This window comes from Micromonospora sp. URMC 106, assembly GCF_051386395.1.
Lineage (GTDB): Bacteria > Actinomycetota > Actinomycetes > Mycobacteriales > Micromonosporaceae > Micromonospora.
On record NZ_JBPQTP010000013.1, the window covers coordinates 37731 to 52984 of the forward strand.

Consider the following 15254-nt stretch of genomic DNA (forward strand, 5'->3'; position numbering starts at 1 on the left):
GGTCGGATCGGCGTGCCGTCCACGGCCGGGGCGCCGGTCAGAAGCCACAGCCGGCCGGCACCGGCGCGCCCGCCTGCTCGGCCGCGGGCGCCACCGTCCCCTCGACCAGGTCGATCACCTCGTCGAGCGAGCGCAGCACGTGCCCGCGCCAGGTCGCGTCGGCGTTGAACACCATGTGTTCGGCCAGGTCCGGCGCGGCCAGCCGCACCGCGGTCATCCCGGCCCGCTCCGCCCCGGTCAGCTCCTGGCTGCCGCCGTCGCCGACGTAGAGGCAGTCCGGCGCCGCCAGGCCGAGCCGCCGGCACGCCGCCTGGTAGAGCGCCGGATCCGGCTTGCAGCGCCCGACCTGCACCGAGAAGACCTGGACGTCGAGCAGCGGGGCGATCGGCAGCTGGGGCAGGAACGCCGGCAGCTCGTGGGTGCAGTCGCTGATCACGCCGGTCCGCAGGCCGCGCCGGCGCAGGGCGGCCAGCGTCGGCACCGCCTCGTCCCGCAGCCGGGTGTCGGCGCGTACGGCCCGGTGGCGGGAGGCCACCGCCGACCGGACCGCGTCGTCCGAGGGGTGGACGCCGGCCTGCTCGCAGACCCAGCGCAGGGTCGCCTCGGCATTGCCGAACCGCCCGCAGGCCCGCTCGTAGAAGGTGCGGTCGAGCACGTCGACGAGCGTGCCGGGCGAGCAACCGAGCAGCTCGGCCGTCGACCGGTGCGCCGCGCCCCGCTGGACGGAACGGGTCAGCGTGCCGAAGAAGTCGAACAGCACCGCCTGGAAGGTGGGCATGGGGGAGCGCCTCCGGGCGGTTGAGGGGTCGCCGGCGCGGACAGGCATGATCGTAACCGAGCGTTGACGGTCCGTGCTGGCCCGCGTCGTGTGAGGATTGCTCCCCGTGTCCACCGCACCGCACCGCCCGCCCCTGGACCCGGTGACCACCGGGGCGCTCGCCCTGGCCGTCGTGGCCGTCTCGTCGTCCGCCCCCCTGGTGGCGTTCGCGGCGGCGCCCGCCCTGGCCGTCGCGTTCTGGCGCAACACGCTCTCGGTCGCCGTGCTCGGCCCGTACTCGCTGGGCCGGCGGCGGGCCGAGTTCCGGTCACTGACGGTCGGCGGCGGGCGGCGCGACGGCCTCTACTGCGTCCTGTCGGGGGTCGCGCTCGCCGCCCACTTCGCCACCTGGATGCCGAGCGCCCAGCTCACCTCGGTCGCCGCGGCGACGGCGCTGGGGGCCACCCAGCCGGTCTGGCAGGGGCTGATCGCCCGCGGTCAGGGTCGCCGGCTGCCGGTCGTCGTCTGGGCCGGCATCGGGGTGGCGGTCGCCGGGGCGGGCCTCGCCACCGGCGCGGACTTCGTCGGCTCGGGCCGGGCCTTCGCCGGCGACCTGCTCGCGGTGGTCGGCGGCATGTTCGCGGCGGTCTACACCGCGTTCGGCGAGCGGGCCCGCACGACGATCAGCACCACCACGTACACCACCATCTGCTACGGCGTCTGCGCGCTGCTCCTGCTGGTGGTCTGCCTGGTGGGCGGGGTGCCGCTGACCGGCTTCGACACCGGCACCTGGGCCGCCGTGCTCGCCCTGGTGGCCGGCGCCCAACTGCTCGGGCACTCGATGTTCAACTACGCGCTGCGCCGGGTCTCGGCGACCACGGTCAGCGTGCTGATCCTGCTGGAGGCCCCGGGCGCGGCCCTGATCGGCTGGGCCTGGCTGGGCCAGCTGCCCCGGGCCACCGCCCTGCCCGGCCTGGCGCTGCTGCTGGCCGGCGTCGCGGTGGTGGTGCTCGGCGGCGCCCGCGCCGCCCGCCGCGTCCCGCCCGTCGCCACCGCCGTCCCGGCCGACGCGGGCCCGCTGCGCGACTGAACCGTCCACTCCTTCGCCGGCGAGAACTGCCGTTCCGCCCGCCGGGGGCGCCCGCGTCGGTGAGAGTGCGGGAGAGAGACGCGGGAGACGGGACGGCGGATGACCGAGCGGAACGGCGGCGAGGGCGAGCGCGCCACCGTCGTCACGCCGTCGGCAGAGTTCCCGCCCCTGGACCCGGACGAGCTGCGGGCGCTGCGCCGGATCGGCGACCGGTGGCAGGTCGCCCGCCGGGACCGCCCCCCGGGCGCGGACACCCTGCCGGTGGACCCCACGCTGCGCCGCCACGGCGACCAGCCGACCCCGACCCGGTTCGGCCGGCTCGCCCCGATCGCCATGTTCCGCGTGGGGGAGCCGGACGAACTGGTCGCCACCGAGCCGGCCAACCTGCCCGGGACCCGCCTCGGCCGGGCGGTTACCCGCCTGCGGCGGGCGCTGTTCGGGCCGCCGCTCAGCAGCGCCGCCGTGCTCTACGAGCGGATGCGCAAGCTGGTCGCCCTGCCGGTGCTCTCCTCCGACCTGCTCAGCTCGGTGGCGTACGGGCCGGAGGCGATGCTCGCCGTGCTGGTGCTCGCCGGCGGCGACGCGCTCGGGCTGTCCCTGCCGCTGGCCGCCGGGCTGGCCCTGCTCATGGTGGCGGTCGGCGTCTCCTACCGGCAGACCGTCGTCGCCTACCCGCACGGCGCCGGCTCGTACGTGGTGGCCGGGGACAACCTGGGCGCCCGGGCCGGACTGGCCGCGGCGGCCGGCCTGATGGTCGACTACGTGCTCACGGTCGCGGTGTCGGTGGCGGCCGGCGTGCACGCGGTCACCTCGGCGCTGCCCGAGCTGGCCGGGTGGACCGTGCCGCTCGGCGTGCTGACCATCGCCCTGCTGCTGGCCGGCAACCTGCGCGGCGTCCGCACCGCCGGCAACCTCTTCGTGCTGCCGACGTACGCCTTCCTGGTCGCGCTGCTGGTGTTGCTCGCGGTGGGCTGGTTCCGCGCGGCCGGCCGCGGATTCGCCCCCGTCGACCCGCCGCCGGTGCCGGCCGCCGAAGGGCTGGGCCTGCTGCTCGTGCTCCGGGCGTTCTCCTCCGGCGCGGTGTCGATGACCGGCATCGAGGCGGTCTCCAACGCGGTGCCCGCGTTCCGCCCGCCGGAGTGGCGCAACGCGCGCACCACGCTGGGGTGGATGGTGGGCATGCTGGTGCTGCTCTTCGTCGGCCTGACCGGGCTGATCCACCTGGCCGGCCTGGTGCCCACCCCCAAGGCGACGCTGCTGTCCCAGCTCGCCCGGGTCACCTTCCCGACCGGCCCCTGGTACGGGCTGATCCAGGCGGCCACCGCGCTGATCCTGCTGCTGGCCGCGAACACCGCCTTCAACGGCTTCCCCCGGCTGCTGTTCTTCATGGCCCGGGCCGGTCACGCGCCGCGCCGCTTCCTGCACATGGGGGACCGGCTGGCCTTCAGCGACGGCCTGTTCGCGCTGGCCGTGGCCGCGGCGGCGGTGCTGGTGGCGTTCCGTGGCCACACGGAATCGTTGATCCCGCTCTACGCGGTCGGGGTGTTCCTGGCCTTCACCCTGTCCCAGGCCGGGATGGTGGTGCACTGGCGTCGCCGGCACGGCCCCGGCTGGGGGCGGAAGGCGGCCGTCAACGCCGTCGGCGCGGCGTTGTCCGGGCTGGTGCTGCTCACCGCCGGGGTCACCAAGTTCACCGCGGGCGCCTGGGTGGTGGTGGTCGCCGTGCCGCTGCTGGTTCTGCTCGGGGGCGCGATCCACCGGCACTACCGGGTGCTGCACCGCTCGCTGGCACTGCACCCGCCGCCGCCCGGGCCAGGCCCCGGGCCGCCGGTGGTGCCGGCGCGACCGCCCGCCGCCGGGGCCGCGGCGCCCGAGGACGAGGAACTGCCCGAGCAGGTACGCCACCTGGTGGTGGTGCCGGTCGCCCGGCTGAACCGGGCCTCGCTGCGCGCGCTGGCGTACGCGGCCTCGCTCGGGCAGCCGACGCTGGCCGTGCACATCGCCCCCGAGGAGCCGGAGGCGGACCGGTTCCGGGAGCAGTGGCGGGCGTGGGGCGACCACCTGCGGCTGGAGACGATCGTCTCCCCGTACCGGGCGGTGATCGGGCCGCTCGCGCACTACCTGGAGGCGCTGCACGCCTCCCGGACCGATCTGGTGCTGACCGTCATCGTGCCGGAGGTGGTGGTGCGCAGCCGCTGGCACCGGCCGCTGCACAGCCGCACGGAGCAGCGGCTGCGCGCGGCGTTGCGCCGGCTGCCCGGGGTGGTGGTCACCAGCCTCCCGGTGCACCTGGACGAGTAGGTTCCCTCCGCGACGACCCCTGCCGGCGTCTGCTCGGGTGAGGAGGGCTGTTCGTTGACTTCTGAGGACCGCGCCCGAGCCGGCTTCGCCGAACTCGTCCGCGCCGAGACGGCCGGGCTGACCCGGTTCGCGTACCTGCTGACCGGCGATCGGCACCACGCCGAGGATCTGGTGCAGGTCGCGTTTGCCCGGGTGGCCGTGCGCTGGGAGCGGCTCGACGATCCCGGGGCGTACCTGCGCCGGGTGCTCTACACGCAGGCGGCGAGCTGGTGGCGATGGCGGCGGGCCCGCCCGCCCGAGCGACTGGGCGCGGTGCTGCCCGAGCGGGCCGCCGCACCCGACGACGTCGACCTGCGACTGGCGCTGCGGACGGCGCTGGACCGGCTGACGGTCCGGCAGCGGGCCGTGCTGGTGCTGCGCTACTACGAGGACCGCAGCGAGGCCGAGACCGCGGAACTGCTCGGCTGCCGGATCGGCACGGTCAAGAGCCAGACGCGGCACGCCCTCGGCAGGCTGCGCGCCCTCGCCCCCGAGTTGGCCGATCTGGTCGGCCGGAAACCGCAGGAGACGCACCGATGACCGATCGACTCACCACGGCGTTGCGCGGCCTGGCCGACGGCGTGCCGGCCGCCGCCGTGCCGGAGGATCTCTTCGACGCCGCCCGACGCCGGCACCGGGGGCGGCGGGCCGCCGCGGCCGGCGCGCTCGCCGTCCTGGTGCTGGTCCTCAGCGTCGGGTACGCGCTGCGCCCGGTCGCCCTGCCGGCTCCCTCGGCTTCCCGCGTCGACGCGCCCGGCCTGCCGTCCCGCCTGGTCGCGCCGCGACTGCTCACCGCATCCGTCGACGGGTCGCCACCCGGCCCGGCGGCGGCGCTGTTCGGCGGCCCGGCGGTGCGCAGCGACTGGCACGAGGATCGGATGGCCGTGGTGGCCGCCGGGGCCGACCGCTACCGTCGCTTGGACGCCGGCCCGGCCTCGCCCGGGTTCGACGCGCTGCTCTCCCCGGACGGCCGGCACGTCTGGGCCGGTGGGCGGCTGTTCGACCTGACCACCGGTGAGCACACCGGCGCCGGCGTGCACGGGCACCCGCTGGCCTTCGCGCCCGACGGCAGGCGGCTCGCCTACGCGGCGGAGGACACCTTCACCGCGCCGAACACCTACGCCACCCCGTACGTCGGTCTGTACGACCGGGAACGCCGGGCCGACGTGCTGCGGGTCCCGGTCGGGACGGCCTGGGTGCCGCCGGGGCGGGCCGCCGTCACCCCGGACGGGGGCACCCTCGCCATTCAGGTCCGCAACGAGGTGTGGCTGACCCGGGTCGCCGACGCGGGCGCCGACGGCACCGCCACGCCCTACCTGAAGCTGCCCGGGCGGCTGGCCGGGCCGGGTGCGTGGCTGCCCGACGGACAGTCGGTGGCCGTGGTCTCGCGGAAGACCTGCGGGCGCTGTCCGGGCCCGGTGCCGACCTACCGGCGTAGCTGGCAGCTGGTCGTCCCGACCCGGCTCACCGCCGCCTCCTTCCCGGCGGTGAATTCCGCCACCTTCGTGCAGGTGCTCGGCTGGCGGTCGGCGGACGAGGCGGTCGCGCTGGTGGGCGTGCCCGGGCCGGACGCGGTCAACCGGCCGGACGAGCACGACATCGCGAGCAGCCCCTACCACGAGCCGGGCACGGCGGCCGTCCAGGTGGTGCTGCTGCGTCGGGGCGCCGCCGCACCCGAGGTGCTGTGGCGCACCCCGGACGGCGTCACCGAGCTCTCGGTCGCCGCCGACCTCGCGGTCGACGGCGCGGTCCGGAAGGCCGGCGAGCCCGACTTCGGCCCCCCGCCGTCCTGGCTGGTCGCCCTCGGGCTGGCCGGCGTGACCCTGCTGGTCGGGGCCGGGATCGGGCTGGTGCGCTCCCGACGGAGGAGGCGGCGTGCGCGGCCGGCGGGTGAGGTGGCGTCCGCGCCGGGCGGGTGAGGCGGCGTCCGCCTCGGGCGGGGTGAGGCGGCGTGCGCGGCCGGTCGATGAGGCGCGTCCGGCCCCGCGCGCCGCCTGCGGCTCGGACGACCACCGCGCCGTCAGGCCTCGTGGACCTCCAGCACCCGGGCGGTCGGCGCGGCGTCGCCCAGCGCGGCCCGCAGCGCCACCCGTTCCGGGTCGGCCAGGAAGGCGTCGTAGCCGTCGCGGGTGTCGAAGCGGATCAGGTGCACCTCGGTGTGCCCGTCGCCGGTGCGCAGCCGGCGCTCCAGCCGCCCGCCGTGCCGCCCGAGCAGGCCCAGCACCGTGTCCTCGTACCGCCGGCCGGCCTCGACCTCGGGCAGCTCCACGAGGGCGACCACGCGCACCGCGTCGGCCGGGTCGGTGACCAGCGACTTCCAGAAGTGGTGGTCGACGTGGCCGCCGGGGATGCCCTCCCGCCGCCCGGTGTCCAGGTAGCCGTTGCGGCGGTAGAAGTCCGGCGCCTGGAACGAGAACGAGGCGACCGAGATCTGGGTGCAGCCGCGTCGGCGGGCCTCCTCCTCGGCGGCGCGCAGCAGCCGGCCGCCCCAGCCCTCGGACCGGCGGTCCTCGCGGACCCACACCGTGTTGATCCCGGCGCAGTCTCCCCACGTCCAGCCGGTCAGCCCGGCGACGAGCTCGCCGTCGGCGTCGGTGACGCGGACGGAGAGGTCGGCCTCGTCGTCCGCGCCGGTAGCTGAGTTGTTGAAGGCGGTCAGCTCGGCGTCGAGCCGGGCCGCCAACTCCTGGTCCGCGCCGAGCACGCTCAGCGTGTCGCCGGCCGGGCCGAGGGCCGCATCCGTTGCGGCCGTCGGCCGACCGGTCGCGTCCCGCCGGTCGTGCGCGGTGGTGTCGTTCCCCGTCGTCATGCGGCGGAGTATGGCAGCGGGGCGATCGCGGGCGACAGCGCTATCCCGGGACGCCGACCGCCTCGGCGCTGGCCGCCCAGAGCCGGGCGGCGAGCTGCGGGTCGGCCGCCTTGCGCAGCGGCCGGCGGGGCCGCCGGTCGGCGTAGTAGCCGCCGGTGCGCAGGCGCGACGGGTCCTGGTTGGCGAGCCAGACCAACGTCTCCGCCCCCTTCTCGGGGCTGCGGAACGGCAGCAGCCGCATGCCCAGGGCGACCAGCCGGCTGTCGTTGCCGAACCGGGTGCGCACCACGCCGGGGTGGAAGCTGTACGCCGGAACGTCCGGCCAGCGCCGGGCCGCCTCGGCGGTGAACAGGATGTTCGCCTGCTTGCTGGTGCCGTACGCCTGCATCGGGCGGTAGCGGCGCAGCGGGGCGTTCAGGTCGTCGGGGTCGAGCGCGCCGCTGCGGTGCGCGCCGGAGGCGGTCACCACCATCCGGCCGATCCGGTCCCGCAGCAGGTTGCTGAGCAGGAACGGGGCCAGGTGGTTGGCCTGGATCGACAGCTCGAAGCCGTCGACCGTGGTGAGCGGCTGGAGGACGATCGCGCCGGCGTTGTTGGCCAGCACGTCGATCCGGTCGTACGCGGCCCGCAGCTTCTCGGCCAGCCGACGGACGTCGTCCAGCACGGCGAAGTCGGCCCGGAACAGTTCGGGCCGCTCGCCGGACGCCTCCCGGACCTGCTCCGCCGCGGCCTGGAGCCGGGCCGGGTCCCGGCCGACCAGTACCACCTGGTCGTTGCGGCGCGCCAGGTCGACGGCGGCCGCCAGCCCGATGCCCGAACTGGCCCCGGTCACCACCACCAGCCGACGTCCAGTGAGATCTTCCACAGGTCCATTCACCCCGGTCACGGCACGAGGTTACCGTGGCGTCACAAAGCCCTTTGGGATCGTTAAGTCCTCGCATTTCGTCAGGTGGCGTCGGCGTGCCCGCCGCACGCTGGAAGGAGCGCATCCATGGCCGCAGTCGGTCGCCCCCGCCGGTCCTGCCTCGCGGTACCCGGCTCCAGCGTCAAGATGCTCGGCAAGGCCCAGGGCCTCCCCGCCGACCAGGTCTTCCTCGACCTGGAGGACGCGGTCGCCCCGCTGGCCAAGCCCGACGCCCGGAAGAACATCGTCGCGGCGCTCAACGAGGGCGACTGGTCGGGCAAGACCCGCGTCGTGCGCGTCAACGACCTGACGACCCCGTGGACCTACCGGGACGTCATCGACGTGGTCGAGGGGGCGGCCGCGAACCTGGACTGCATCATGCTGCCGAAGGTGCAGAACGCGGCCCAGGTGCAGTGGCTCGACATGACGCTGACCCAGCTGGAGAAGACGCTCGGCCTCGAGGTCGGCCGGATCGGCATCGAGGCGCAGATCGAGAACGCCGCCGGCCTGGTCAACGTGGACGCCATCGCCGCCGCCTCGCCCCGGGTCGAGACGATCATCTTCGGCCCGGCCGACTTCATGGCCTCGATCAACATGAAGTCCCTGGTGGTCGGCGCCCTCATCCCGGACTATCCGGGCGACCCCTACCACTACATCCTCATGCGCATCCTGATGGCGGCCCGGATGCACGACAAGCAGGCCATCGACGGCCCGTTCCTGCAGATCCGCGACGTGGACGCGTTCCGCGAGGTGGCCAAGCGTTCGGCGGCGCTCGGCTTCGACGGCAAGTGGGTGCTGCACCCGGGCCAGATCGACGCCGCGAACGAGGTCTACTCGCCGGCCCAGGCCGACTACGACCACGCGGAGCTGATCCTCGACGCGTACGAGCACTACACGTCGGAGGCGGGCGGCAAGCTCGGCGCCGTGATGCTCGGCGACGAGATGATCGACGAGGCGTCCCGCAAGATGGCGCTGGTCGTCGCGGCGAAGGGCCGGGCGGCCGGGATGACGCGGACGTCCAGCTTCACCCCGCCGGCGGAGTAGACGGCCGGGTCCTTCCGTGCCGCCCCGGCCACACCGGGGCGGCACGGTGCGTTCAGTAGCTGCTGCTGGAGTCGGACTGCGTGATGGCGAAGACGATGGCTGCCACGTAGAACAGGATCAGCAGGACGAGCAGGCCGGTGAGGATCCAGCCGACGATGATGGCGGCCTTCGCCATGCCCTCGCCGCCCTCGCCCGTCTGCCGGATCTGCTTCTGGGCGACGTGACCGAGGATCGCGCCGACCGGCGCGGTGATGCAGGACGTGAAGCCGACCAGGGAGAGCACCAGGGCGGCGATCGCCAGGCCGTTGGTCTTCTGCGGTGCGGCGTAGCCGTACGCCGGGTAGGCCGGGGCCGGGTATCCGGCGGCGGGCTGGCCCGAGGTCTGCTTCATGCCGGCGTACGGGTCACCGCCCGCGTACGGGTCGGCCGGGGCGTACGGATCGGCGGCGGTGGGCTGGACGGGGATGGGCTGACCGCTCACCGGGTCGGCGGGCGGGCTCGACTGCTGGCCCGACCACGCCGGGTCGTTCCAGCCGCCGGACGGCGGGGGATATGTCATTCGTCTACTCCGTTGGGTGCGGGTGCGCCCGTCAGGGTAGTCAGGTCGACCCACACGCTGGGGGGTCACCACCGGGTGTGCCGCGTTGCCCGAGCCTGGGGAAGCGGGCAGGATCCTGGCATGGTGATTGACGCGCGAGCCGCGGACCGTTCCGGAAGCCGACCGAGACGGGACGCGAGCCGCCCCGGCCTGGCCCGGCGTACCCGCGCCGCCGCACCGGCGGGCCCCGCCGGCATCGACGAGCCGGCGCCGGTGCCCGACCCGGTGACCATGCGGCTCGACGGGAAGGTCGCCCTGGTCACGGGGGCGGGCAGCGCGGACGGCATCGGGTACGCGACGGCCCGCCGGCTGACCGACCTCGGTGCCCGGGTGGCCATCGTCTCCACCACCCGGCGCATCCACGAGCGGGCCAGCGAGCTGGGCGTGACCGGCTTCGTCGCGGACCTCACCGACGAGTCGGAGGTCGGGGCGCTCGCCGACGCGGTCACCGAGCAGCTCGGCGACGTGGAGGTGCTGGTCAACAACGCCGGGCTGGCCAGCCGGGCGAGCCCCGAGGTGCTGCGCCCGGTCGCGCAGCTCAGCTACGACGAGTGGCGCGGCGAGATCGACCGGAACCTGACCACCGCGTTCCTGTGCAGCCGCGCCTTCATCGGCGGGATGGCCGAGCGGGGCTGGGGCCGGATCGTCAACCTCGCGGCCACCGCCGGGCCGGTCAACGCGCTGCCGACGGAGGCGGCGTACGCGGCGGCCAAGGCGGGCGTGGTCGGGCTGACCCGGGCGCTGGCGATGGAGATGATCGCCGACGGGGTGACCGTCAACGCGGTCGCGCCGGGCACCATCCACACCGCGGCCTCCACGGTCGCGGAGATCAGGCAGGGCCTCGGCACCCCGGTCGGTCGCCCCGGCACGCCGGACGAGGTGGCCGCCGCGATCGCCTTCCTCTGCTCGCCGGCCGCGTCGTACATCACCGGGCAGATGCTGGTGGTGGACGGCGGCAACAGCGTCCGCGAGGCGCAGTTCCGGTGAGCCGTGCCGGCGGCGGCCGTCAGTAGGTGGTGCCGCCGTCGCCGGCGACGACGATCAGGGCGATCCATCCGCAGCAGGCGAGCAGGCCCAGCCCGGTGAAGACGTAGCCGAGGACGAGGCCCCAGGTGGCGAGCTGGTCGCCCTCCTCGCCCGTGGTGCGGATCTGCCGCTTGGCCAGGTGCCCGAGCACGATGCCGGCCGGGGCGAAGACGAACGCGAGCACCAGCGAGAGGATGGCCAGCACGTTCGTGCCCCCGCCGGGGCGGGGACCGGACGGCGGGCCGTACTGCCCGTAGGGCACCTGCGGGGTGTACGGGGGCTGGTGCCCCCACTGCTGGCCGTGCGGCGCCTCGCCGGGCTGCTCGTAGGACGGCTGCCCGTAGGCGGGCTGCTCGTGGGCGGGCTGCCCGTACGCCGGCTGCTCGTGGGAGGGCGGGTGGTACGACGGCGGCTCGGACCACGACGGGGGCGGCTCGGACCGCGACGGGTCGTGGCCCGGCGGGGGCTCCCAGGGCGACGGCGGCCGGTCTGGATCGGGCGGGCCCGGCGATGGTGGCTGGCTCACGGTCTCCTCCTGCCGGTGGCGGATCGCGTCCCTCTTGCCGGACGCTACCCGCAGCGGTGAACCTTTTCACAGCGGTTGTGTGGACTGGTCACCTTGGCCTCGCCCGCCGGGCGGCTGATACTGACCGAGCGTTCAGTTACCCATGAGTAAGGCGCCGACCCCCGGAGGCTGAGATGGCCCGACTCGCCCAGACGCCCGGCCTGACCGATGTGCAGCGGTCGATCCTGGAAACCGTCCGGGAGTTCGCCGACAAGGAGATCATCCCGCACGCGCAGCGGCTGGAGCACGCCGACGAGTACCCGACCGACATCCTCGACGGGATGCGCGAGATGGGCCTCTTCGGCCTCACCATCGACGAGGAGTACGGCGGGCTCGGCGAGTCCCTGCTGACCTACGCCCTGGTGGTCGAGGAACTGTCGCGGGGCTGGATGTCGATCTCCGGCATCGTCAACACCCACTTCATCGTGGCGTACCTGATCTCCCAGCACGGCTCCGCCGAGCAGAAGGCCCGGCTGCTGCCGAAGATGGCCACCGGCGAGGTGCGCGGCGCCTTCTCGATGTCCGAGCCGGAGTGCGGCTCCGACGTCTCCGCGATCAAGTCGAAGGCCGTCCGCGACGGCGACCGGTTCGTCATCAACGGCCAGAAGATGTGGCTGACCAACGGCGCGTACTCCTCCGTGGTGGCGACCCTGGTCAAGACCGACACCGGCGCCGACTCGGTCTACGGCAACATGAGCACCTTCCTGCTGGAGAAGGAGCCCGGCTTCGGCGAGACCGCGCCCGGCCTCACCATCCCCGGCAAGATCGACAAGATGGGCTACAAGGGCGTCGAGACCACCGAGATGGTCCTCGACGGGGTGACCGTTCCCGAGTCCGCCGTCCTCGGTGGCGCGGAGAAGGTCGGCCGCGGCTTCTACCAGATGATGGACGGCATCGAGGTCGGCCGGGTCAACGTGGCCGCCCGCGCCTGCGGCATCTCCATCCGCGCCTTCGAGCTCGCCGTCGCGTACGCCCAGCAGCGCCGCACCTTCGGTCAGCCGCTCGCCAAGCACCAGGCCGTCGCCTTCAAGCTCGCCGAGATGGGCACCAAGATCGAGGCCGCGCACGCCCTCATGGTCAACGCCGCCCGGCTCAAGGACGCCGGCCAGCGCAACGACGTCGAGGCCGGCATGGCGAAGCTGCTCGCCTCCGAATACTGCGCCGAGGTCGTCCAGGAGGCGTTCCGCATCCACGGCGGCTACGGCTACTCCAAGGAGTACGAGATCGAGCGGCTGATGCGGGAGGCCCCGTTCCTGCTCATCGGCGAGGGCACCTCGGAGATCCAGAAGACCATCATCTCCCGGGGCCTGCTCAAGGAGTACAAACTCTGAGGCTGAGGGCTCGATCGCGTCGCCGGCACCGGTGGCACCGGCCCACCGCCGGTGCCACCGGTCGGCCCCTGTCGAGCTGAGTCGTTTACGACATCATCCGGGCGTCCTGGCGCGGGTCGTCGTCCACGACATGGCTGGTCGGCCGTCAGGGTTTCGGCGCGGCGCAGGTCGTCGCGGACCGTCCGGCCGTGGGATGTCTGCGACATCGTCCGGGCGTGGGATGTCTGCGACATCGTCCGGGCGTGGGATTGCAGCCGGCCGCGAGCGGGACGGCGGCGGTGCCTGACCAGTCCTCGGTGGTGCCGGACCACGCCCCGGCCTTGGGGGACCGGGCGTCGGTCGGATGTCTACGGCATCGTCCGGGCGCCCGGGCGTGAGTCGTCTACGACATCAGCTCGACAGGGCCGATCGGGTGGCACCGACGCCGCCCGCCGGACGCCCGCTCAGCCCAGTCGGGTCAGGCCGCCGGCGGCCCGCTCCACGATCAGGCAGCGGTCCTCGACGTAGTCGATGCCCGCCTCCGAGGCGATCCGCCGCGCCTCCGGCGAGACGATGCCGAGCTGCAACCAGACCGCCGGGGCGCCGATGGCGACCGCCTCGCGGACCACCTCGACCGCGTCCTGCGCCGGCCGGAACACGTCCACCAGATCGACGGGGTGCGGGATGTCGGCCAGCGACCGGTAGACGCGCTCGCCGAAGAGTTCGTCCGCCGTCGGGTTGACCGGGATGATCCGCCAGCCGTACCGCTGCATCTGCAACGGCACGCTGTGCGCGGCCTTGCGCGGGTCGCGGGACGCGCCCACGACGGCGATCACGGCGGAGTCGGCGAGGATCTGCTGAGCGGAGCGCATCCGCCGACTCTAACCCCGCCGCCGAAGCTGGCCCCGCCGCTCAACCGCCGCCGCCGTTCAGCCGCCGTCATCGCTCAACCGCCGTCAGCGAGCGCGCGGCGCAGCCGGGCGTACTCCTCCGGGGTGCCGATCGCCGCGCGGTGCTCCGGGTGGGCGGCGTAGTGCGCGATTGCGCCGGCCAGCAAATCCGGCGCGACATCCAGATCCCAGTTCTCCACGGCCACCTGCGGACGCCGGACGATGCCGCCGCGCCGGACCAGTTCCGGACGCAGCACCGGCAGTTGGAGTGCGCCGGCCCGCGGCGGACGCGCCATGGCCGCCGGGTCCAGCGCCTCCCACGGCACGTGGACGTGCCGCAGCGGGTCGCCGGCGGTGATCCCCGTCGGGGTCAGTGCCACCTCGGGCACCCGCCGCCAGAGCGCCGCCGCCAGCAGCACGGCCAGCGGGCCGGCGATGCTCGGATAGACCCACCAGAGCTCGTCGCGGCTCGCGACGGGGTGGTAGACGATCTGGTACGCGAGGAAGCCGAGGATGACGCAGCGGAAGCTCGGCCGGCGCCGGGGCGGCACGAAGAAGGCCCGTTCCCGCTCGTCCACCCGCGGCTCGGTGGTGCTGGGCCGCCCGAAGATCGGCAGCAGGCTCCAGCCGAGCGCGAGCAGCGGCAGCAACATGAGCAGGGCGGCGGGGCCGCCGATCCGCGCCGTCCACCCAGCCACCACGCCCCAGAGCAGCCCGAGGGCCACCGCGACCGCCGCCGCGACGCGCTGCCGGCGCAGTGCCCGGGTGATGGTCTCCCGCATGGCGGGCAGCGTATCGGTCCCCGTCTACAACAGACTGAGCTGCTCGGCGGCCGGCGGCGCGGGCGTCGGGTCGGGCAGGCTGCGGTTGTCGCCGCGCTCGCCCCGGTGCAGCCCGTGCCGGCGAGCCGCGATCCGCACCCGCGCCGTCAGCTCCCGCTGGTAGGGCTGCGGGGCGTACGCGCCGGAGCGGTAGAGCTCGCGGTAGCGGGGGACCAGGTGGGGAAACTCGCGGCCGAGCCAGCGCGCGTACCACTCCCGGGCCCCGGGCCGCAGGTGCAGCGCCAACGGCGTCACGCTGGTCGCCCCGGCGGCGGCGATCGCGGCCACCGTGGCGTCGATCGAGGCGTCGTCGTCGCTGAGCCCGGGCAGGATCGGCGCCATCAGCACCCCGACGTCGAAGCCCGCGTCAGTCAGCGCCCGCACGGCGTCCAGCCGCCGCCGCGGGCTGGGCGTGCCCGGCTCGACCGAGCGCCAGAGCCGCTCGTCGACGAAACCCACCGAGAAGGAGACCCCGACCCGCGTCACCTCGGCGGCCTGGCGCAGCAGCGGCAGGTCCCGCAGGATCAGCGTGCCCTTGGTGAGGATCGAGAACGGGTTGGCGAAGTCGCGCAGCGCCGCGATGATCTGCGGCATGAGCTGGTAACGCCCCTCGGCCCGCTGGTAGCAGTCGACGTTGGTGCCCATCGCGACGTGCGCGCCCCGCCAGCGCGGCGCGGCCAGCTCCCGCCGGACCAGCTCACCCGCGTTGACCTTGACGATCACCTTGCGGTCGAAGTCCGCGCCAGCGTCGAGGTCGAGATATGTGTGGGTGTTCCTCGCGAAGCAGTAGCGGCATGCATGGGAGCAGCCCCGGTACGGGTTGATCGTCCACTCGAAGGGGACGCGGGACGCGCCGGGCACCCTGTTGATGATCGACTTGGCCCGGATCTCGTAGAAGGTCATGCCGGCGAAGCCCGGGGTGTCGAACGTGCGGGCGATCGCGCCGGGCAGCGCCAGCGGCAGGGGTGGCGTCGCTGGCGCTGCCCGATCGGGAACCCCCTCGTCCGGGGGAGCGGAGAGGTTGTCCCAGCGCATGACCCTCATTCGAACACGCGTACGAGCGGAGCGCAAGTGACCCGCCGTGTTCCCGCCCACCTCGC

The 15254-nt window shown here is 74.4% G+C and carries 15 protein-coding genes; 7 read left to right on the forward strand and 8 right to left on the reverse strand.

The annotated features are described in order from the left end of the window. Positions 1-37 precede the first annotated feature (37 nt). The gene (locus ACSNOB_RS06745; RefSeq protein WP_436685747.1) at positions 38-778 is read right to left on the reverse strand and encodes an HAD family hydrolase; all 741 of its coding nucleotides are present in this window, start codon (positions 776-778) and stop codon (positions 38-40) included. 106 nt (positions 779-884) lie between these two features. Between ACSNOB_RS06745 and ACSNOB_RS06750 the strand changes: the two genes are divergently transcribed. The 4 genes from ACSNOB_RS06750 to ACSNOB_RS06765 all read left to right on the forward strand — a co-directional run bounded on the left by ACSNOB_RS06750 (position 885) and on the right by ACSNOB_RS06765 (position 6106). After that, complete coding sequence (locus ACSNOB_RS06750) at positions 885-1847, forward strand: DMT family transporter (protein ID WP_436685748.1); 963 nt, start codon at positions 885-887, stop codon at positions 1845-1847. 99 nt (positions 1848-1946) lie between these two features. Next, positions 1947-4148, forward strand: a complete 2202-nt coding sequence (locus tag ACSNOB_RS06755) for an APC family permease (protein ID WP_436685749.1) — start codon at positions 1947-1949, stop codon at positions 4146-4148. Between the two features lie 54 nt (positions 4149-4202). Next, complete coding sequence (locus tag ACSNOB_RS06760) at positions 4203-4727, forward strand: SigE family RNA polymerase sigma factor (protein ID WP_436685750.1); 525 nt, start codon at positions 4203-4205, stop codon at positions 4725-4727. After that, the gene (locus ACSNOB_RS06765; RefSeq protein WP_436685751.1) at positions 4724-6106 is read left to right on the forward strand and encodes a WD40 repeat domain-containing protein; all 1383 of its coding nucleotides are present in this window, start codon (positions 4724-4726) and stop codon (positions 6104-6106) included. The genes ACSNOB_RS06760 and ACSNOB_RS06765 overlap by 4 nt, the downstream gene beginning before the upstream one ends. Positions 6107-6207: 101 nt before the next feature. On the opposite strand, the gene ACSNOB_RS06770 is transcribed toward ACSNOB_RS06765, so the two are convergent. Then, positions 6208-6996: a GNAT family N-acetyltransferase gene (locus ACSNOB_RS06770; RefSeq protein WP_436685752.1), complete on the reverse strand. Its 789-nt coding sequence runs from the start codon at positions 6994-6996 to the stop codon at positions 6208-6210. Between the two features lie 40 nt (positions 6997-7036). Beyond that, a complete protein-coding gene (locus tag ACSNOB_RS06775; protein ID WP_436685753.1) occupies positions 7037-7861 on the reverse strand; it encodes an SDR family NAD(P)-dependent oxidoreductase in 825 nt (274 codons plus the stop codon). 126 nt (positions 7862-7987) lie between these two features. On the opposite strand from ACSNOB_RS06775, the gene ACSNOB_RS06780 reads away from it, so the two are divergent. Next, positions 7988-8944 (forward strand): HpcH/HpaI aldolase/citrate lyase family protein, encoded by a 957-nt coding sequence (locus ACSNOB_RS06780; protein ID WP_436685754.1) that lies wholly within the window; start codon positions 7988-7990, stop codon positions 8942-8944. A gap of 52 nt (positions 8945-8996) precedes the next feature. Here ACSNOB_RS06780 and ACSNOB_RS06785 read toward each other — a convergent pair whose 3' ends face one another. Continuing rightward, a complete protein-coding gene (locus ACSNOB_RS06785; protein ID WP_436685755.1) occupies positions 8997-9503 on the reverse strand; it encodes a DUF4190 domain-containing protein in 507 nt (168 codons plus the stop codon). Between the two features lie 120 nt (positions 9504-9623). On the opposite strand from ACSNOB_RS06785, the gene ACSNOB_RS06790 reads away from it, so the two are divergent. Further along, entirely contained in the window at positions 9624-10529 is a 906-nt protein-coding gene (locus ACSNOB_RS06790; RefSeq protein ID WP_436685756.1) for an SDR family NAD(P)-dependent oxidoreductase, read from the forward strand. 19 nt (positions 10530-10548) lie between these two features. On the opposite strand, the gene ACSNOB_RS06795 is transcribed toward ACSNOB_RS06790, so the two are convergent. Continuing rightward, positions 10549-11094, reverse strand: a complete 546-nt coding sequence (locus tag ACSNOB_RS06795; protein ID WP_436685757.1) for a DUF4190 domain-containing protein — start codon at positions 11092-11094, stop codon at positions 10549-10551. 173 nt (positions 11095-11267) lie between these two features. On the opposite strand from ACSNOB_RS06795, the gene ACSNOB_RS06800 reads away from it, so the two are divergent. Next, positions 11268-12464, forward strand: a complete 1197-nt coding sequence (locus tag ACSNOB_RS06800; protein ID WP_436685758.1) for an acyl-CoA dehydrogenase family protein — start codon at positions 11268-11270, stop codon at positions 12462-12464. A gap of 443 nt (positions 12465-12907) precedes the next feature. Here ACSNOB_RS06800 and ACSNOB_RS06805 read toward each other — a convergent pair whose 3' ends face one another. From ACSNOB_RS06805 to ACSNOB_RS06815, 3 genes are all read right to left on the reverse strand, one after another. Next, positions 12908-13315 (reverse strand): CoA-binding protein, encoded by a 408-nt coding sequence (locus ACSNOB_RS06805; protein ID WP_436685759.1) that lies wholly within the window; start codon positions 13313-13315, stop codon positions 12908-12910. Positions 13316-13389: 74 nt separating this feature from the next. Continuing rightward, positions 13390-14115, reverse strand: coding sequence for a hypothetical protein (locus ACSNOB_RS06810; protein ID WP_436685760.1), 726 nt, complete (start codon positions 14113-14115; stop codon positions 13390-13392). Positions 14116-14139: 24 nt separating this feature from the next. Then, positions 14140-15189 (reverse strand): Rv2578c family radical SAM protein, encoded by a 1050-nt coding sequence (locus ACSNOB_RS06815; protein ID WP_436685795.1) that lies wholly within the window; start codon positions 15187-15189, stop codon positions 14140-14142. Positions 15190-15254: the final 65 nt, after the last annotated feature.